This window comes from Paenarthrobacter sp. GQ52, from assembly GCF_059759005.1.
Genome location: NZ_JCAXEJ010000002.1, coordinates 422,586 through 441,319, shown reverse-complemented (window position 1 = coordinate 441,319; position 18,734 = coordinate 422,586). Strand labels below are relative to the sequence as shown.

Genomic DNA, 18,734 nt, shown 5'->3' with positions numbered 1-18,734 from the left:
AACTCATGATCGGTATCCGTTGGAGCGGTTCGGAATAGCTGATTTGTTGCATCGAAGTGGCCGCCAAGAACGGGACCGCTGTCTACTGCACGGTTCCATGCGAACAGGCTAAGAGTCATGTCGTTCCTACCCAAGACTCCTATGAAGTCGTGAGCCCAAGCAGCTCATTCCTTTGGAAGACGACTGGATGGAGCACCAGATGGTACTGGCAGCGGTGGATCCTGGGATCACACCAAACGCGAACTTTCCTTTTCTTGAGTCACTCAAGCAGATCGGCGGCGGCATCCTCGTCGGCGCCTTCATCGTCATCGCGATCGTGGCGATCATCGGAGCTGCGATGCTGTTGGCCGGCAAGCTGAGCCAATCGTCGCGGCTTGCCTCCGGCGGCGGAGTGATCCTGCTCTGGACCGGCCCGGTCGCGGCCATCCTTGGCGGCATCAACGGCTACATATTGTGGTCGCAGACGGCATTTCCGTTGGGCTTCTAGCCGCCCGCGATCATGCCTATCGAGTGTGACCTCAACGGTTGGTGGCCGCCGGGCTGCGGACTGGTTTCCCAAGCCAACGACGGCGTGCAAGGTTCCATCACTTCAATCTTCGCCAACGTCCTTCAGAACATTGCCTCATGGATGTGGGGGTTCATTACCGGGGCCTTCAGCGTTTCCGAAGTCGACGATTCACAATGGGCGGCAATCGGCGGATTGACCAACTGGTGGGTCATCGTGATGATGACTCCGCTGGTGGTTGTGATGATCCTCCAACTCCTCTCCGGACTGATCAGTCAGCAACCTCGCCGGCTGTTCAGGGCACTGGTTGGAGGAGCAGCCGCGGTACCTTTGGTTGCCGCGGCGGTCTATCTGGTTCAGCAGCTCACCAGGGTGACTGATTCTGCTTCGACTGCTCTCTTGGAGTCCATCGGGACAGATCCGTACGTCGTGTTCATGCGGCTCTTCGGCTTCGAACGCGCTCCCGAGGGCTCCGAGCGCGAATGGAACGTCATCTCCCTGGCGCCAGGCAATCAAGGTGGAGCTGTCGGCGGCGCAATAGTGACAGTAATGGCGGTCATCGTCGTGTGGATTCTCGCGTTCATCCTCATGTGCTCGATGATCTTCAGGACGTTCGCCCTCGCCGTCCTTGCCGCTGTCGCACCGGTCGCCCTCATGATGATGCCCTGGGAGAAGTCGAAGGCCTGGGCTGGACGGTGGTGTGAGGTCGTCATTGCGCTCTTGCTGGCGAAGCCGCTGGCGGCGACAGTTCTTGCAGCGGCGATCAAGCTATTCGCGGATTCGACGTCCTTTGCCGGTTTGGCGGCCGGCACTGTCGGTATGGTTCTTGCCTGCGGAGCGCCATTGATGGCGCTGAGACTGGTGAGCTTTGCGGGCGGCGAACTCGCGGCAGCGGCTCAAACGGCTGGCGGCGGCCATGTTCTTGCTCGAAGCAGCAGCGTCGCCTCTAGGCAGTTCAGCCGACAACTCGGTGGCATTACGATTGCGTCAATGTTGGGCAGGTCATCACTAGCTCGACCAATTACCTCAAGTCGCAGAGACATCCCCACGCGCGTCCTGGCACCTTCGCTGCCCCTGCCGCGCAGCCTGATGAGTACGACGCCGATACTCACCTCAGGTGAAAATGCTTCGGCATCGTACGGAGCAAACTCTGCCCGCGGAGGCGCCGCAAGGCAGGACGATGTGGTGAGTGGAGAGGTCGTCACCGAGAAGAGCAAACAAGCGTCGTCGACGAAACCCTCGCCGGTAGGCCGGAACGCGGCCGCCGGACAGCCAAATGCAAACCGCCCCACGACCCGTCGGCAGCCCGAAGTGCGAAGTCCCGGCAGCGCGCTGCCCACATCCCAATTGCCGCCCATCAGGCCCAAGGCGTCTGAGGGGCACTTCCCACCGGAGAAACCCCATGACTGACGATTCCCGCGCCCTTGAGGCCGTCAAATTTCCCCGATACGAGCGCCGCGGCATCTTCATGGGGCTGAAGTGGTACCAGCTCGTGTTGCTAGGCCTCGGCATTCTGACGGCGATTATTGCCTCTGCGACGGGTGGCCCGGTCGGACTGACGACGATGAGTCCCATTTGGCTGCTGCTCATGCTCATGGGAGTGCTCCAACACGCTCGAATCCCTTATCCCATCTGGGTCAGCCTCATCACCCTGTTCTTCGCTCGACTGATCCTGGGGCAGACCCGTTACCTCGCCCGCCCCGAGAAGGCACTCAAAGCGGGGAAGCTTGCGCTGCCAGGTGGACTCGGCAGCCTGAAACTACAGATGACCAGCCGTGGAGAGTGCTTTATCGTCGACCATCAAGGCAAAGAAGCAACGGTGGTCTTGCGATGTACCACCAGATCATTCGCTCTCCTCGACGACGATGACAAAGCGTGGGCGGCCCAGGCTTGGTCACGTGTGCAGGCTGGACTCGCGCAACGCTCAGACATAGCAAGAATCGCCGTGCAGGACTACACGGTTCCGTATCCGTCTTCCGCCCTTCAGGATTTCTACGACCACACCATCGTGCAAAATGGCGGCCATCCTCGTGGCAATTCGTGGGGTGAGTTGGCATATCAGGATTTGATAGCCGCTGCTGGAGCCGCCATGAGTCACGACGTCTTGTTGTCCGTTGTCGTGGATACGGCCAAGTCGAGGAGGCGCATCAAGGAATCGGGCGGAGGCATCGGCGGGCTCGAGCGCGTTCTGCGCTTGGAGGTACAGGCAATCACTACATCCCTGGCAAGTCATGGAGTACGGGTGGACGAGTGGCTTTCGGAGACCCGGCTACTTGAAGTGTTTAGGGGTTCCTTTGATCCTGAGATGGTCTCCCGCGGGTCGGTGAAGCAAGACAACGAGCCGCAGGATGCCCAGCCCGCGGGGAAGCGGCGACTGAGTTCAAGCCCAATGGCCCTCGAGGAGCACTGGACTTATCTCCGTACTGACTCCGGGTTCCATCAGACTTTCTGGATCGCAGAGTGGCCGAGGCAAAAGGTGTATCCCGGATTCCTGCACCCGCTGGTTTATGTCGGCGACTTCCGGCACACGGTCACGCAGGTTATCCGTGCTGTTCCCACCTTAGAGGCGCTGCGAGACATCCGATCGGCCCAGGAGGCTCACGAAACCCGCCGCAGGATCAATGCCAGGTTCGACCGACCCACCACGCGGGAGCAGCGAGCCGAGGAAGAAGAAGTCTCACAACGCGAAGAAGAGATCGTTGCCGGGCATGGCGATGTACGTCCGACGGCCTTCGTGACGATTACCGCAGCGTCCCTGGAGGACCTCGCCCGACACCGTCACGAACTCGAGTCCGCAGCAGCCGGCGCGTTCGTCGAGCTTCGATTGCTGGCAGGGCAGCAGTGGGCAGCCTTCATCGCGGGTGGACTGCCGTTGGGAAGGGGATTGCGATGAGCCTGAAGAACCAAGAGGTGACCTATACGCCGTCGGGCACTCGCGCAGAACGCAAGAGTCTCAGGAAGGCGACAACCGCTGAGTCATTGCAACCTAAGCGCAAACTCGGACAGCGGATCGATGAAGCCTTGGAACGGCGCGGTGAACGCGAGCGCCTTGTCGGTGATTGGGGGAGCAGGGAACGGCAGTCACTATGGGGACCGCATCGACTGCGGCCGGCACCTCACCGCGCCTCGACAATGACCTTCGCGGCGGCCTACCCCTTCATCACGGAGTCAGGACTTGGCCACGAGGGAACGTACATAGGAACTGACGTCTTTGGTTCGGGAGCCTTTTCCTATGATCCGTGGATCCTGTACGACAAGGGAATCATCAGTGGTCCATCGATCGTCGTGATCGGCACGGTAGGCACGGGTAAGTCCATGTGTGGGAAGTCGCTGGTTGCCCGCTCCATCACGTTGGGGCGGAAAGCCGCGGTCGCGTCGGATCCCAAGGGCGAATGGGTGGCAGTGGCTAATGCGGTGGGTGGGAAGGTTATTTCCGTTGGTCCAGGGCGCACGGCACGTGTGAATCCTCTAGATGCTGGCTCCCGGCCTAGTTCGTTATCGGACACTCAGTGGAAGGCTGTCGTCCGGCAGCGGCGTCGGCAGCTGATAGTGGCTTTGGTGTCTCTCATGCGTCAGGGCACGCCGTTGCATCCCGTTGAGCACACCGCTCTCGACATGGCGCTTATGGAGACCACCGCGGAAAACTCGACGCCGACCCTCCCTATGGTGCTTGACCACCTTTTGAGTCCTTCCGCGGAAACGCTTGCTCTTGTTGGTAAGGATGGCGGAGCGTCAGTCAGTCACTCGCTGCGGCGCACGGTCTCGGGCGACTTGGAAGGTATGTTCGATGCGCCGTCCACGGTGGCCTTCGACGCAGACGCGCCAATGATGGTCATGGACACGTCCGCGCTCATCGGTGCGTCCGAGCAGGCGCTGTCCCTCGCCGCGGCCTGCAGTGCCACCTGGCTGGAGGCGGCAGTAACAAACCCCGACGGCGGCAAGCGGCTTGTGGTGTACGACGAAGGTTGGCGGATGCTCGCAGATCCCTACATGTTGGCCAAGATGAGCGAGCAATGGCGGCTTGCCCGCACCTACGGGATCGCGAACCTCCTCATCATGCACAAGGTGGCTGACCTCAATGAGATCGGAGACAGCACGAGCGGGCATCGTCAGAAAGCACTCGGGTTGCTGACGGAAGCGGACACACGCATCATCTATCGGCAGAAGCACGACGCCATGCGCTTGACCAAGGAAGCCCTGGGTCTCACGGAAGCTGAGTGCGAGCATGTCGAGAACCTTCCGAAGGGCGTTGGGCTTTGGAAGGTTGGGAACCGTTCATTCATCGTTGCGAACAGAGTGACCACGGACGAGTTGGAAGTGTTTGGCACCGATGACCGGATGCACCTGTGAGGGCGAGATCGAGTAGTAGCAGCCCCATGGTTTCAGTGGGACTCTGGGCTTTGACCGGCTACATGGCTTTCTGCCTATTGGTCCAGGCAGCTGCCCACCTTGCTGATGCTGGGCACTGTGGCGGCAGGCCGCCGTCGTTCTTCAACCCCGCTGCAGGCGCCGGGCTGATTGCAGGCCGTTCGGACTGGATTCTAGGTACCTCCCGAAACTGCACCTTGGACATGGCTGCAGTCTGGTGGATTGTGGGAGTCGTCCTCACGTTGCTTGCGGCACTCGCAGCCGGGTCGACGCTGGCGTGGAGAACCTGGAAACAGTCCGGCGCTTGGCTGCGGCAGGACATCCTGAGCAGGGATGGCGTCGCTGGCCGGGCAGAGATACTTCGGGACTTCGGAGCCAGAGCGGTTCGCAAGCGTGGGCAATACACTCGCCCGGGCCTCAGCAAGCCGAGCATTCACGATGTTTCGTGGACACTTGGGCGCTCCCGCGGGGTGACTATCCATGTTTCCACCGAAGAGTCGCTGGTCATTCAGGGGGCTCCTCGGTCGGGCAAGGGCCTATACGTGGTCATCAATGCAATTCTCGATGCGCCCGGTGCTGTCGTCACCACATCAACGCGAGCTGACAACCTGGTGGTCACGATGCGAGCGCGGATGTCTAATGGGCGGCCGGTTACAGTCTTTGATCCTCAGGGCATGTCGGGTCTGCCAACGACGCTGCGCTGGTCGCCGGTACGTGGTTGCGGTGACCCGGATATCGCAACCCGACGGGCTCTTGTGATCACCGCAGATACAGAGATGAAGGGAGAGAATGCTGCATGGCAAAAGCGCTCGCTGATCGTGCTCCAGTGCCTGCTCCATGCGGCAGCGCTGTCAGGGGAGGGAATAGCGGCATTCCGCAGATGGTCGTCCAGCCCGGTGTTGGCCAGAGAGGCGCTGGACATTCTGGGGCGTCCCGGTGCAGCGTTGGGGTGGCAAGCAGATCTGATGGGGATCTTGGAAGACGACCCAAGGAACACCTCCAACTCCTGGATCGGGGTCTCAGCAGCCGTGGCTCCACTCTCATCTCCGAGGGTGTTAGCGGCGCTGAACCCACAAGACGAAGCTCAGGAGTTTGATCCCAAAGGCTTCATCAAGCAACGGGGGACGCTCTACCTCATTGGCACCCGCTCTGGAGCGGCGGCCGCTGGCCCCTACCTGTCCGCCCTGATCGACGACATCGATAACGCCGCGCGAGAGCTGGCCTTCGTCGCACCTGGAGGCCGACTCGATCCACCGCTTTCTCTGATCCTCGACGAGATAGCGAATCTATCGCCGTGGCCCGGCCTGCCTGTAGTGCTCTCTGATGGTGGCGGTATCGGCATCTCAACGCTCGTGGTTCTGCAGTCCCTTTCGCAGGCGCGGAGCGGATGGTCGATCGAGGAGGCAGCCACCATCTGGGATTCTGCGATCATCAAGGTGATCTTCGGTGGAGGTTCGGATGAGCGTGACCTGCGCTCGCTGGCGGGTCTGCTGGGGGAGCGGAGCCTGATCCTCAACACCCGTTCCTGGTCATCTCAGGGCCGTCAGGACGGCGAACAGATCAGGGAGAGCCCTGTTATTCGCTTGGACGAGATTCGGCGCCTTCCTGTGGGTACGGCGCTCATGCTTGGCCGACGAACTCGTCCGATCCTCTTGGACTTGCGTGACTGGCATCGGCGGAAGGACGCCGCTGAGCTGGGTCGGTCGAAGCTGGAGACCGAGCGAGAGCTGGCCGCTGGCCACCTGAGTCGGCAGGAAGCGAACAGCGAGGCTGATTCATGAGTACCCAGGCGGACGATTCTGACTTCGAGGTGGGGCGGGTCTCTGACTTGGATGATGAACTCACGGCGGAACTGTTCCGATCGTCGTTCCAGCCGTCGCCGCGCAGCGTCGGGGTGACGCATCGGTGGCGGGATATGTCATCTACGCAGGCGGAGGTGGTGTGGCAGAGCCTCTTCGATTGGGTTCGCTGGTTTGTGGCCACGTATCAGCTGACGACGTCGGTGGTGCCGGACTGTTGGTGGCGGCACTCGGAGATCGTGGCAGAGTTGTACGCGCTTCAGCGGGCGGAAGCGGCGTCCTTCACGTCAGACGACTCCGGATTCGGTCCGCTGGCGTTCCACGAGAGGCTGCCCCACGGCGTCGAGCGTCTTCGAACACACACGCGGACGGCCGGATGCGTAGGGCTGCAGAGCCACAAGGAACCGGTCATGAGGATCGTGCCAGCCGAGCCGGACTTCGAGGACTGGAAGCTGGGCACCCACCAGACCAGCAGCTGATTCCGTCATGCCGTTGCCAGGTTCGCTCGACATGAATAGGTGATCCCTTCATAGGGCTGTCTAGAAGCACGAAGGATGGCTGTCGTGGCCTCTGCATCTGAACCGAACGCCGACGCAAGCGGGGCTGAAGAAGCCGCCGAGCCGCCGTCGAGCGTTCGCTTGTCACCCGAGGAACGCATAGCCGACCTGACCAGGGGACTTCACTCAGCACTTGAAGAAGCCATCGAGTCGCCCACGCGCTGGCAAGTCCTCCTCGATGCCTCTGCAACACTGTGGCGGTACTCCGGGGGTAACGTCGCCCTGCTGATGCTGCAGATGGCGCAGCGCGGTACCCAAGAGCCGACCCTGGTGGCTGGCTACAAAGAGTGGGCTCGGCATGGACGAACGGTCCTGCGGGGAGAACACGCGCTCTGGGTGATCGCGCCCCGAACAGCCTCGATGCAGGAACTGATTCTGGCCGATGGGCAGCGCAAGCTTTTGCCAGCGAATCAGACTGCACCTGTTGATGCCGTCAGCAGAGGCAAGAAGAACGTGATCACTGGTTGGCGTGGGCAGGCTGTCTTTGACGTCACTCAGACGGAGGGCACGCCGTTGCTGGTGCCTCGCGCAGATGCACAAGGTGGGGCGGACGTCGGTGATCTGTGGAGTTCCCTGCGTGAGGTTGCGAAGGAACACACCTTCCGGGTTGAGGTGTCGGGATTTCAACAGGGCTACACAAGCGGCTATACCGACTTTGATGCTCGTCGAATTCAAGTTGGCGCCTGGATGAACGACGAGGAGCGGGTAGCGGTTCTTGCCCACGAACTCGGTCACGTCCTTTTGCACGGACCAGACGACCGCCTGGGGCGACTGTATGGCAGCAGCGCGAACCATCGCGGCCTAGCGGAAGTAGAGGCTGAATCGGTTGCCTATACCGTCCTGCGGGCCCACGGCATTGATCGTGGACCACAGTCAGCGTCCTATCTGGCTGGCTGGGCCGACGCTGTAATCAGAGCGGAAAAGGACTTGAAGCACGACTCCTCAGAAGGTTGGATGCCGACGTCGCGCGTCGACATTGCCAAGTCGGTACTGGGGCGGGTGACCGCAGCAACCAAGGGGATCCTCGCGGTCTCGGACCCTCCTGGGTTCGGAGGAAAGTTCGCTGCCGCCAGTGCTGATCGGTCGGTGGTGGCCACTCCAACATATGCCGGGATCCCTGGACCGAACGCGTCAATGAGCGGCCCTGAGATTGCTGGGCCATGAACCCGCAGATGTCCGTCGGGAGAAGCCCGTCGACTAAGGAAGGTAACCCATCATGAATACAAAGATCCCCATCACTATCGCGGGGAACCTGGTCGCAGATCCTGAACTGACGATCGGGGAATCCGGGACTCCGCACGCGAAAATCCGCGTTGCCGTAAACCAGCGAATTCAGAACCCAGATGGCACGTGGCGAGATGGCGAACCGGTCTTTCACAACGTGTCTGCGTTCCGGATGCTCGCGGAGAACGCCTCTACTTCTCTGAAGAAGGGGGATCCCGTGACTGTCTCGGGAGAGCTTGAGTTCCGTGCGTACGACAAGGACGGCGAACGACGTGAAGCCCGGCGGATCATCGCTGACACTATTGGGCCAGACCTTCGCTTTGGCACTGCGACGTACCAGCGCTCGGCCCGTGCAGTCTCCGAGCCCGAGGCGGCTGTAGAGGCGACGGGGCCACAAACCACGACGGCGACCGGCTGGCCCGCGTACAACGTGACCACGAAGGGGCCGGTGGTGGCATCCCCTTTCGGCGGAGCTCCGGTGAATGACATGACTGTCTGACTGCCCTCGCCGGTTCGGGCCCACGTCTCATTCGTTGGGACGTGGGCCCTTCCTTGCGCGGGCGATCCGCATTCGAATATATGTTCTAATATTGTTGTTATGAGACCGAAGCAAGACTCCACCGCTTTCGCTCGCATGATGGCCCAGGTAGACGCCGACAACAGTCACCCCAGACCTGACGACGGCAAGATCATGGAGCTGGAGCCTGGGAGTCAGCCGCTGGTTCGCGTGGGGGAGATTTATGGTCGAGCGATCAAATACACGAGGACCTTTGGGCTGGTTGAGTGGGTGGATGACCGACGGATCTATCACGTTGAGTGGTTCCCGGCTGGGCAGGTGAGGCGCGTGGACAAGGAATCGTGGAGGGGGCGGCCGCTGTAGGCCCTTGGTATCGGCTTCATCTGGGCACAGGCCGGCTACACGGTGTGTTTAAACGCCGCGGGAGTTGGCGAACGCGACGACTAGGCGAGTGGTGCCCACGCCAGGACATGGTCGCCACTGATCCGGTAAGTCTCGGGCCACGGAGCTCCCGGTCGCACCTGCGCTGGATCTGGTCGAATCAGCAGAACAGATCCAGGCCAGATGGGCTCGGCGAGTGCTTCGATCCATGCTGGTTGGATGTAGTCGAAGCGATTCCACCTGATGGTGATCCAGGAGCCTGTCGGCTGCAGAGCGTCTACGGTCAGAACTGTGATCTCGGTGGTGGTCCCGCCAGCCGCCTTCAGGCTTTCGAGTCGCTTCCATTGAGCCGCGGTGTCGTTTTGCCACTGCCGTTGTCCTCGAAGGCGTTGGGCCCAGAAAAGCAGGACTACTACACAGGGAGTCGTGAGGGCGACTAGCAACCAGGCCGTGCCGGAAACCGTGAAGCTTAAAATCGCGAGAATTACGGCAAGCACCAACGTCACTGCGCTCCAGATGATTAGAGCGGGTGTTGCTACTCGCGGCTTGAGGATGGGGTTCATCTGCATGCTTGCTCCGACTTCCAGTTTAAAGCTGCCAACCAGCGCTTGTCAGGCTTATTTGTGAGTCCACCTCATACAAGTTGCGGACATCTTTCAGCTCTGGCTTTGGTGTGGCGGTCTGGCCAATTGCTCGCTGCAGGATTTCCCACTGTACGCGGTGTTCCCATTCCCAGTCCGCAGGAGTCGCACCAAGGGCGAGTGCCGCGCTATTGACGTCCCAGCGATCCCGATACGCGGCCACCTCGCGTATCAACACTGCCGACTTGAACGGATCTGCACCCGCACCGATGTCTTTGCGCAATTGTGTGGCCCATTCAGGATCATCAAGTAGCGCCGCCTTGGCGACGTGCTCCGCACGGTTCCCAATCCGCCGTCGTACTTGGTCTAGCAACTCTGCCAGGTCTGGCCGGTCTGTCGTCAGCCGCTCAGTCAGCGGATCGATTGGCGATTGGGGCATTGCCGAGCAGAATCTGCGGAGTCGGGCATGGGCAACTGCGGTTTGATCGCGCGCCTCGGCTTCTGAGTCCAGAGCCTCGTTCAAGGTCCACAGGGCGCCAGGACGATTGACGTTGCTGGCTCTGCGCCACGCAGCGACGGCGGCGCCCCATGCGGGGGATTCGCGCATCGCCTCAGAACGGCCGGGAACGCGAGCATCTATAGACTTTACGAGGTCAAGACCCGCAGCGATTTGAGCCAAGTAATCGTACTCGCGGCTTAGGCGCTCCAAGCTGTCGGAGCGCTGTCGTTCGAAGTCCCGTACCTCGTGAGCGGTTCGTTCCGCACCTTCAGCAGCAAGGACCTCGCCAAGGATCACCCGCCAGCTCGAACGCTCACTCGGGTCCAGGATCTCGTCCTCGTCCGGGTCGTCCTCGCTCACGTAGGCCGTGTTGGAGTGCCGCCCGCGGGTCATGCTCACATAGAGCAGCTCGCGCGTGAGGCGGCCGGGGGTCACGACGGTGTGGCCGGTGTCTACAGTGAGACCCTGACTGCGATGGGCTGTGGTGGCGTAGCCCAGCTCCAGGGACGCCTCCACATAAGTGCTCGGCAACAGGAGAGCTGCTCCGGTGTCTTTCCGTAACGCCCGCAGAGCACCGTGGAGTCTATCGACTCCCGTGACCTCGAGGAGCGTCCCATTGCGAAGGAACTCACCTCGAGAGTCGCGAATGGATCTGTCATTCCGACGGGCAATGACGATGTCGCCACGACCGGCTCGAAGCCCGTCCCGAAGGACCAAGGTACGTTCCGCGTCCACGGCGCCCAGACTTACCCGGTCGGCTTGGGCCCGCTCGTTGAGCATTTGGACGGTCTCGTTGTCAGGAGCTATCAAGACCGAGACGCGACCAGCCAAGACATCCAAGTGCCATGCGGCGTAGGCGCGGTCGACCATTTCCGAGTAGTGGCCGTGTCTGATGCGACCGTGGTCCTCATACTCTGCGAGCACAGACGGACGCCCCTCACGCAGCCCGAGGGAGGCTGACCGTTCCCACGGATCCTTGAAGCGCCAGATCTTGCTCAACCGGGCTGCTTTCCCTTGCCGATCAAGCCAACCAAGCACACCGCCGGCATCGATGGAATCGAGCTGGGCTGGATCGCCAACCAAGAGGATCTTGGCACCGGCTTCCTTGGCTTGGCGGACCAAGGCTGCCAGCTGGAATGTTGAGACCATGGAGGCCTCATCGACAATAACCAGCTGGTTGGGCCGGAACAGCCATTTATTCTGCTCGGCGGCTAGACGAGCGACCTCCTGTTGGAGGCGGCCAACGTTTCGGCCCGGGACGGCTGCCGCACGGAGCCGACCGTCCGCCTGGAAGAATCGCCCTGCCCGCTCGGCCGCACCAGACCCATCAGATTCATGCAGCCACTTAGCGACGTTCTCGGTAACCATGCGTAGCTCCGAGCCGAGAACCTCGGCGCTCGCAGCAGCCGGCGCCAGACCCACAACGCTGCCCATCCCATACGCTGCCTCCCACGCTGCTTTGACCGCGCCAAGGGTTGTCGTCTTACCTGTCCCTGCCGGCCCGACGATGGCATCGAGCCTGCACGAGCTCAGCAGGACATCCGACGCGGCCGTCAGTTGGTCATCGTGCAGGTGAGACCCTTCGCCGTTTCTGTATGAGGTGAGAGCCTGGAAGGTGAGATCGACCGGGACGGCCGGACCGCCGTCATCGTTCTTCGCCGCCAGGATTTCGTCCTCTAAGGCGAGCGTCGATTTATCCGTGTAGAGGCGCGACCCGTGGAAGTCGAAGACGCTGCGCCCGGCGAATCGCAGATCATCATCGGCATCCGCCGGGACGCCGTAACGATACTGATTGAGTGGTACGGATTGACACTCTGCCGCGGTGGCCACGGCATCGATCAGCGAGTTACGGTCGGCGGGCGAGGAGCAACGGATCTCAGCGCACACACGCTCACCCTCAGCGATCAGGTTCCAGCGATTCCAAGTTGAGCGCTTGGCCGCCACACGTTGACGGGTGACAAGCCCGACGGCGGCAACCCAGTCCGGTGCGAAGTCGCCGATGCGGAACGCGCGTAAGCGGGAACGCCGAATAGTGGAGGCTACGACGGATTCGGGATCAAATCCCTGGGTCATTGCTCTGTCGCGCCACTGTGCGGACAGCGTTCTTAACGGTGCCGGCGAAGCATTCTTGGGAGTTCGAGTCGAGAGGGTGGCTTGCTGGCGCAACCTAACGATGGTTGTCGCTGTCGGCCGAGCTCCGTGGTCCGTTGTCCACTGTTTGACGAGCCGATCGGTCTCGACGTCGATGAGCCTTGAGCGGTTGGAGAATTCGCTGACAAGGGCTTCAGCGATGCCAGTGAGTTGCTGGCTTGGGTTATGAGTGTTTTGCGCTGGGGCTCGGATGTCGGTTTCCGTACCGAGGCTGGAGTGCAAGGCATCGAACAGGAGCCCGTTGTAGTGTTCGCTGGCGGCGACAACGGCTTTGTATAGGGAACGAGAGTCCAAGGTGACCCAGGCGCCGTCCGTGACGCGCTGGACTCGGTTCGCGATGACAAGGTGGGTGTGGAGCTGAGGGTCGCCGGCGCGGGATTCCCAATGGTCGAATGCTGCGGCGATGACTCCTCTGGTGCCGACGTGTGCCACTCCGTTCCGCCCGGATCTCGTATTGATGACCTGATCTTCCATCCAGGCCAGTGTTGCTTCGACGGCTTCGTGGTGGGTCTGCAGTATCTGCTCTTGGAGGTGACGCGGGCTGAGGGCCCACAGCGTGGAGACGGACTTCGGGACGCTGAACGTGAGGTCGAAGCCGGCGACAGCATGCTTCGTCGCGTTGTGATTGGTGGGCTCTTGGCTGAGCGGTGGATGGCTGTGGGGCCGCCCTAGTGGATTCTGGGTGTCCGGGTGGGTGGCGTCTTGGAAGATGGCGCGTGCATCAGATTCAGTGACTCTGCCCCCAGCTTCCTTGGCGATCCCTTGGAGACCGTTGCCCAACCAACGACCTTGGGGCGTTCCTGTTTGCATGTAATAGCTGATGGTGTCTGGGGGAGTAGGGGATAAGTCGTCCAACATCGTTGACTTGAACAGGTACTTGAGGCCCGACCGTACTGAGAGCCTGGCTATGGACATCGTCATGGCCGTACTCAGGTCCGGTTCCTGGCGGGCAGCCAGCCCCGCCGACGGAGAATGTCGAGTGTCACCGGGTCGAGGGCGATGCCTTTCGCGCGCGAAATCTGGAGCAAGACGGCCGCCACGCGAGCGAGGTCTTGGACGTTTGTGCGCTGGGCGCGCTTTAGACGAAGGACTTCGTTGTGCAGGAGACCGTTTCTGGTTTCCAGTTCGCCGTAGATGGCGTGGAGCCGTTCGAGTTCGGAGGACTGCGATCGTAGTTCAGTCAGGAGCCGGTCTGTGTGCTGAGCGCTGTTTTCAGGAACGCCCTCTGTTCGGTGTTTGGAGGTCTGCTTGTTCACAGCAGTTCATGTAGGCCGCACGCACACTCCCGCATGATTTCCCAGCCGGTGGACCTTGGATGCCAGAGGTGTGAAGGGAGTGGCGGCGCTGTCGTTAGGAGAGATCGTCATTGCCGGTGAGGGCATCTACGTGGAGGGGATGCAGACGCCTTCTGTTAATAACGCGACCTTGGTCTGGAGCGACAGACTAAAAAACTGCCGATAGGTGCGTTCCGTTTCGACTGAGCCGTTGGCCGAGGGTCGATTGTTGGGCACAACGCGCCACAGGCTATGGCTCACGACAGCAGTTCCAAGCTACGAGTGGTGAGGTACTTTCTACGGCGATCGTCCAGACACTGTCTGGACGATTGGCACGGATAGCCTCCTTCCTCTTGAGGCCTGGCGGCACTCTGTAATGGGAGTTGGTCTGTACAGCTTGACCAACAGATGATGGCGTAAGGGGTTCGAGGCACCGGACGCTTCGCAGTTCGCTGTGGCCGCCCGACTGAAAGCTTAAAGAGCGAGGCAAGCGCCGATAAGGGCCCATATGTTCGGCGGCCAGTTGAGGGATACGTCGGTAGAGTCAGGGTTGAATCCGAGACCTACTCTTTGTCATGGTCAGAACCGGAGAATCGGGCCTTACGCTGAGCCTTGGACACCCCCACCTGACGTCAGGTAGGGGTGTGCCCCAAAGTGGACGATCTAGCGCCGATATTTCCCGGGGCGCCGATAGTGTCTATTTTCAGGTCGATTTCCTTCCAGGTGATGTTTGATGTAACTCATCGCATGACGCGGGGATCGGCTCCATATTGGGCCGGAGCGCCCAGATGGTCGCGCAGGGTAGCGCCGTCATATTCCCGGTGGAACAGCCCGCGATCCTGGAGGATCGGCACAACACCATCGACGAAGCCGTCAATTCCATCCTCGTAGATGTCCGGTGACACCCAGAAGCCATCGACAGCGTCTGCCTCAAACCATTCCTGCATGTGGTCAGCGGCTTCAGCGGCCGGTCCGACAATGACGGGGTGGTAATCGATCACACCGTGCGCGAGCACGTCGCGGACCGTCCAGCCTTCACGCGCGATCTTGAGTGCATGGACCGAGCGCGGGTCGCCCGGTGATGGCCGCGCCTTGGACAACTGCTCCGACGAGAGTGGCTCGTCGAGCAGTGCAGGATCGAGGCGCAAGCCGAGCATTTGTCCAAGATACGACGCGCGCTGAGGAAAAGTTCGTCCGCTCAACGCGATTCGGCGATCGAGACCTTCCCGTCTGTCGCCCGCGATCGTCGTCATCAGGCCGGCAAAGAACTTGAGCTCGTCCGGGTCGCGCCCGGCGCGTTCGGCCGCTTCACGAAACGCGGCGCGCTGCGCACGCGCGTCGTCGATTGTGAATGCCGCGCCGATGACGCCACTGGCGTAGCGGCCGGCGAGTTCGAGGGCGTTCGGGCTGCCTCCTGCGTGGAAGATTACGGGTTGCCCCTGCTCGGAGGGAGGAATGTACAGCGGCCCCCGGGAGGCGACGAAATTGCCGCCCATATTGATGGGAGCGACCTGCTCAGCGTTCGCGAAGCGGCCCGTTGCTTGATCGTGCACCCATGCAGCCTTTCCCCAACTGCCCCACAGGGCCTGTACCAGCTGGACTGTCTCATGCGCCCTCCCGTAGCGTTCGGGGCTGGACGGCAGTCGTTGGCCATAATTGGCCGCGACGTCCTCGCCGCTCGATGTGACGGCGTTCCAGCCGGTCCGCCCATGGCTCAGGACATCCAGCGCCTTGAACTGTCGCGCGATGTTAAACGGTTCGTTAAAGGTGGTCGAGCCGGTGGCAACGAGGCCAATCCGGCTCGTTTCGCGGGCAAGGATTGCCAACGTAACCATGACGTCAAGATTGAAGTAAGGCGGCTCATTCTCAATGTCACCGACGTGACTGGGACCGTCCGGCAGGAACAGGAACTGGAGCTTTCCGCGTTCGGCCACTTGGGCATGCCGAACCTTCGTGTCGAAGCTCGTATAGCTCATGGGGTCCACCCCCGGGGCGCGCCAGGCACCCGGCAAGTTGCCATACCCGTTGCCTAGATGCATGCCGATAATCATTTGTCTGGCCATGATGTCCTTCTTCCGTGCGCAGATCCGGGCTGCTCGTGCTGCCGACGCCGCGTTGTACGGAAAGTATCTCCGTTTCAATTCGTTCTGATAAGGCGGTGGGGCTTCCGAGCCGCTGGTTCGGAAGCCCCGGCATCGTGTCTTAGATTTCGAGGTCGAGGATGGCGATGTCGGTGTTTTTGCGGAACTCGAGGATGTACATGGCGACCTCCATATGGGTGGGGTCTGTCGAGAACGCGTCGAGGGCGGCGCGGTCTTCGAGTTCGGCGACGAGGCCGAAGTTGTAGTTGCCTTCGATGCCGATGTCGATGCCTGCCTTTAGTGAGAGCAGGCCGGGGATGACGCCGACGAGTGCTTCGAGGCGGTCGATGGCTTCCTGCACTCGCTGGGTTGGTGTGCCTTCGATGACGCGGAATAGAACGATGTGTCGGATCATGGTGGTTGTTTCCTTTACTGGGCGGTGTATCCGCCGTCGATGATGATGTCGGTGCCGGTCACGAACCGTGATTCGTCCGCGGCGAGGAAGAGCACGCCGTAGGCGATGTCGATCGGGTCGGCGGCGAACCCCATGGGGATTTTGGCGAGGACCGCGTCGGTGGTTTCCTTCGAGAACGCTTCCATGATGGGCGTGCGGATCAGTCCCGGGTAGACAGTGTTCACCCGGATTCCGTCCTTGGCGACGTCCAGCGCGACTTCCTTGGTGATCGCGCGCAGGGCGCCCTTGGTGGAGGAGTACGCGACGGAGCCGCCGCTGATGCCGCCGACGAGGCCGGCTGCGGAGGAGATGTTGACGATTGAACCGGTGCCGTTCTTCTTCATCTGTGGCATGACAGCTTTGATTCCGAGCAGGGTTCCGGTGATGTTGACGTTGAGGATCCGGTTGGTTTCCTCGGCGTCGATGTCCCAGACGTCCTCGCGGGTCTTGCCAGGCATCGCGGCGTTGTTGATCAGGATGTCGATCTTGCCGAACGCCTTGACGGCTTTGGCGACAACGTCGACCCAGTCGCTTTCGGTGGCGATGTTGTGCTTGGCGCCGATGACGGCATCGGTGCCCAGCTCTTCGTTGATCTCGGCGACGGTCTCGGCGAGTAGGGTGTCGTTGAGGTCTGTGGCGATGACCTTCGCCCCTTCCTGGGCGAAGAGCTTCGCTTCGACTTTTCCTTGTCCGCCAGCTGCTCCGGTGATGATCGCTACCTTGTTATCCAGACGTCCCATGACGTTCTCCTTCGTGAAGTGCACCTCTCCTGCTTGGTGGGTGCGGGTTGTGTTTTTCTTTTCAGCCGACGTTCTCGTCGGGCAGGGGCGCGAAATGCTACTCGATGACTGGGGTGGTCTTGCCTCGCTTTCCGATGAACAAGGTGCCGATCACGGCGGCGATGGCAACGAAAAAGGCCGTGGTGAGTGCTGCCTGTCCTGCGTCAACGGTCTGGGCTACGGAGAAGCCGCCGGTTTGTACCGCGCCCGCGCCGATCGTGTACGCCGAGACGAGGACTGCGCCGCCGGCGGCGCCGGCGAGCTGCTGAGCGGTGGTGAATGCTGCGCTCCCGTAGGGGTAAAGCTCCGTGCGTAGGGAGGCCAGGGCCAGAGTGGTTATCGGGGCCCACATCATCGCCTGTGATGCAGAAACGACGAGGTAGGTCGCGAGGAACAGCCAGACACTGTGCGCTTCGTTCAGCGTGCTGAGGAACCAGATGCTCGCGGCCCAGATGATGCCGCCTGGGATGACGAGGGGTCGCGCGCCGACGCGGTCGTATATTTTGCCGCCCGCTGCGGAGACGAGCGCGATCACAGCGCCGCCGGGGACGAGGAAGAGCCCGATCGCCAAGGTGTCGAGTCCCAGTGCCCCGGTGAGGACGAGGGGGAGGACCAGGCCGATGCCGAAGGCGTTCAGTCCGATGAACACCATGACTAGCAGCGGCACGACGAACGACTTGGTGCGGAAGATGCGCATGTCGAGGAACGGGTCCTGGTTCCGACGGCGGAGAGCCCTCTGGCGGAAGGCGAACGCTGCAATGCCCAGGACGCCGACCACGATGGGGAAGATCGGTGGGACGAGGGCGTGGCCGGAGGCAGACTCACCGATCGAGGACAGGCCAAAGATCAGAGCGCCGAACCCGATCGCGGACAGGACAAGGGAGGATACGTCGAGAGTGGCGCGTTCGGGGGTCGTGATGTTCTTGAGTTTGATGGCTCCCAGCACGAGCGCGATCGCGGCGAGGGGGAGGACGAGGATGAACAGCCACCGCCACGGGAAGAATGAAAGGACCAGTCCGGAGATTCCCGGGCCGAGCGCGGGCGCGAGTGCCGGCACAGCAGTAACGAGTGCCATGACGCTGCCGCGGCGGGATTCGGGAACCAGACGCATCGCGGTGGTCATCAGCAACGGCACAAATACGGCGGTTCCTGCCGCCTGGATGATGCGGCCGGTGAGGAGGACACCGAAGCCGGGGGCTATGGCCGCGACTGCCGTGCCGATGATGAACACTGCCAGTGAGGTGATGAAGATTGTCCGCATGTGGAAGCGGCGCATCACGTACCCGGTGGCGGGGATCAGGACTGCCAGAGTCAGCAGATAGCCCGTCGTTAACCACTGGCCCGTCGAGGGCGTGATCCCTAGATCGGTGATCAGGGTGGGCAGCGCAACACCAAGCATCATTTCGTTCAGAAGGACCAAGAAGGTTGAGCCCATTAATAGTCCGATGATGAGGGCACTGCCTGGCGCCATGCGATCACGTGGACGTGTGGTCTTAGTGTCGTCCCTGTTCTGAGTGGGGGCGATATCCAATCGGGATTCGGTCGGGTTAGGGGCCGGCATGAA

Annotated in this window: 16 protein-coding genes; 9 read left to right on the top strand and 7 right to left on the bottom strand. The window is 61.5% G+C overall.

Annotated features, from left to right (window positions below):
• Nucleotides 1-172: 172 nt before the first annotated feature.
• The 9 genes from AC6CH8_RS05500 to AC6CH8_RS05460 all read left to right on the top strand — a co-directional run bounded on the left by AC6CH8_RS05500 (nucleotide 173) and on the right by AC6CH8_RS05460 (nucleotide 9,333).
• Nucleotides 173-487: a hypothetical protein gene (locus AC6CH8_RS05500; protein ID WP_091551245.1), complete on the top strand. Its 315-nt coding sequence runs from the start codon at nucleotides 173-175 to the stop codon at nucleotides 485-487.
• 12 nt (nucleotides 488-499) lie between these two features.
• Nucleotides 500-1,915, top strand: coding sequence for a type IV secretion system protein (locus AC6CH8_RS05495; RefSeq protein WP_498189232.1), 1,416 nt, complete (start codon nucleotides 500-502; stop codon nucleotides 1,913-1,915).
• Complete coding sequence (locus AC6CH8_RS05490; RefSeq protein ID WP_498189230.1) at nucleotides 1,908-3,398, top strand: SCO6880 family protein; 1,491 nt, start codon at nucleotides 1,908-1,910, stop codon at nucleotides 3,396-3,398. The genes AC6CH8_RS05495 and AC6CH8_RS05490 overlap by 8 nt, the downstream gene beginning before the upstream one ends.
• Nucleotides 3,395-4,855: a putative type IV secretion/conjugal transfer ATPase gene (locus AC6CH8_RS05485; RefSeq protein ID WP_498189228.1), complete on the top strand. Its 1,461-nt coding sequence runs from the start codon at nucleotides 3,395-3,397 to the stop codon at nucleotides 4,853-4,855. Before AC6CH8_RS05490 ends, AC6CH8_RS05485 begins: the two co-directional genes overlap by 4 nt.
• A 26-nt stretch (nucleotides 4,856-4,881) precedes the next feature.
• The gene (locus tag AC6CH8_RS05480; protein WP_498189227.1) at nucleotides 4,882-6,654 is read left to right on the top strand and encodes a type IV secretory system conjugative DNA transfer family protein; all 1,773 of its coding nucleotides are present in this window, start codon (nucleotides 4,882-4,884) and stop codon (nucleotides 6,652-6,654) included.
• The gene (locus AC6CH8_RS05475) at nucleotides 6,651-7,151 is read left to right on the top strand and encodes a hypothetical protein (protein WP_498189225.1); all 501 of its coding nucleotides are present in this window, start codon (nucleotides 6,651-6,653) and stop codon (nucleotides 7,149-7,151) included. Before AC6CH8_RS05480 ends, AC6CH8_RS05475 begins: the two co-directional genes overlap by 4 nt.
• An 84-nt stretch (nucleotides 7,152-7,235) precedes the next feature.
• The gene (locus tag AC6CH8_RS05470; protein ID WP_498189223.1) at nucleotides 7,236-8,393 is read left to right on the top strand and encodes an ImmA/IrrE family metallo-endopeptidase; all 1,158 of its coding nucleotides are present in this window, start codon (nucleotides 7,236-7,238) and stop codon (nucleotides 8,391-8,393) included.
• A 52-nt stretch (nucleotides 8,394-8,445) separates the two neighbouring features.
• On the top strand, nucleotides 8,446-8,952 hold the full coding sequence (locus AC6CH8_RS05465; RefSeq protein WP_498189221.1) for a single-stranded DNA-binding protein: 507 nt from the start codon (nucleotides 8,446-8,448) through the stop codon (nucleotides 8,950-8,952).
• Nucleotides 8,953-9,051: 99 nt separating this feature from the next.
• On the top strand, nucleotides 9,052-9,333 hold the full coding sequence (locus AC6CH8_RS05460) for a hypothetical protein (RefSeq protein ID WP_498189220.1): 282 nt from the start codon (nucleotides 9,052-9,054) through the stop codon (nucleotides 9,331-9,333).
• A gap of 80 nt (nucleotides 9,334-9,413) precedes the next feature.
• On the opposite strand, the gene AC6CH8_RS05455 is transcribed toward AC6CH8_RS05460, so the two are convergent.
• The 7 genes from AC6CH8_RS05455 to AC6CH8_RS05425 form a co-directional block, all read right to left on the bottom strand.
• Nucleotides 9,414-9,920, bottom strand: coding sequence for a hypothetical protein (locus AC6CH8_RS05455; protein WP_498189219.1), 507 nt, complete (start codon nucleotides 9,918-9,920; stop codon nucleotides 9,414-9,416).
• A 19-nt stretch (nucleotides 9,921-9,939) separates the two neighbouring features.
• Complete coding sequence (mobF, locus tag AC6CH8_RS05450; protein WP_498189218.1) at nucleotides 9,940-13,503, bottom strand: MobF family relaxase; 3,564 nt, start codon at nucleotides 13,501-13,503, stop codon at nucleotides 9,940-9,942.
• A gap of 8 nt (nucleotides 13,504-13,511) precedes the next feature.
• Complete coding sequence (locus tag AC6CH8_RS05445; protein WP_498189216.1) at nucleotides 13,512-13,838, bottom strand: hypothetical protein; 327 nt, start codon at nucleotides 13,836-13,838, stop codon at nucleotides 13,512-13,514.
• Between the two features lie 758 nt (nucleotides 13,839-14,596).
• Entirely contained in the window at nucleotides 14,597-15,919 is a 1,323-nt protein-coding gene (locus tag AC6CH8_RS05440) for an NtaA/DmoA family FMN-dependent monooxygenase (RefSeq protein ID WP_498189214.1), read from the bottom strand.
• 139 nt (nucleotides 15,920-16,058) lie between these two features.
• The gene (locus tag AC6CH8_RS05435) at nucleotides 16,059-16,352 is read right to left on the bottom strand and encodes a Dabb family protein (protein WP_498189212.1); all 294 of its coding nucleotides are present in this window, start codon (nucleotides 16,350-16,352) and stop codon (nucleotides 16,059-16,061) included.
• 14 nt (nucleotides 16,353-16,366) lie between these two features.
• A complete protein-coding gene (locus tag AC6CH8_RS05430) occupies nucleotides 16,367-17,131 on the bottom strand; it encodes an SDR family NAD(P)-dependent oxidoreductase (protein WP_498189210.1) in 765 nt (254 codons plus the stop codon).
• A gap of 97 nt (nucleotides 17,132-17,228) precedes the next feature.
• Nucleotides 17,229-18,731, bottom strand: coding sequence for a DHA2 family efflux MFS transporter permease subunit (locus AC6CH8_RS05425; protein ID WP_498189208.1), 1,503 nt, complete (start codon nucleotides 18,729-18,731; stop codon nucleotides 17,229-17,231).
• Between the last annotated feature and the right edge of the window lie 3 nt (nucleotides 18,732-18,734).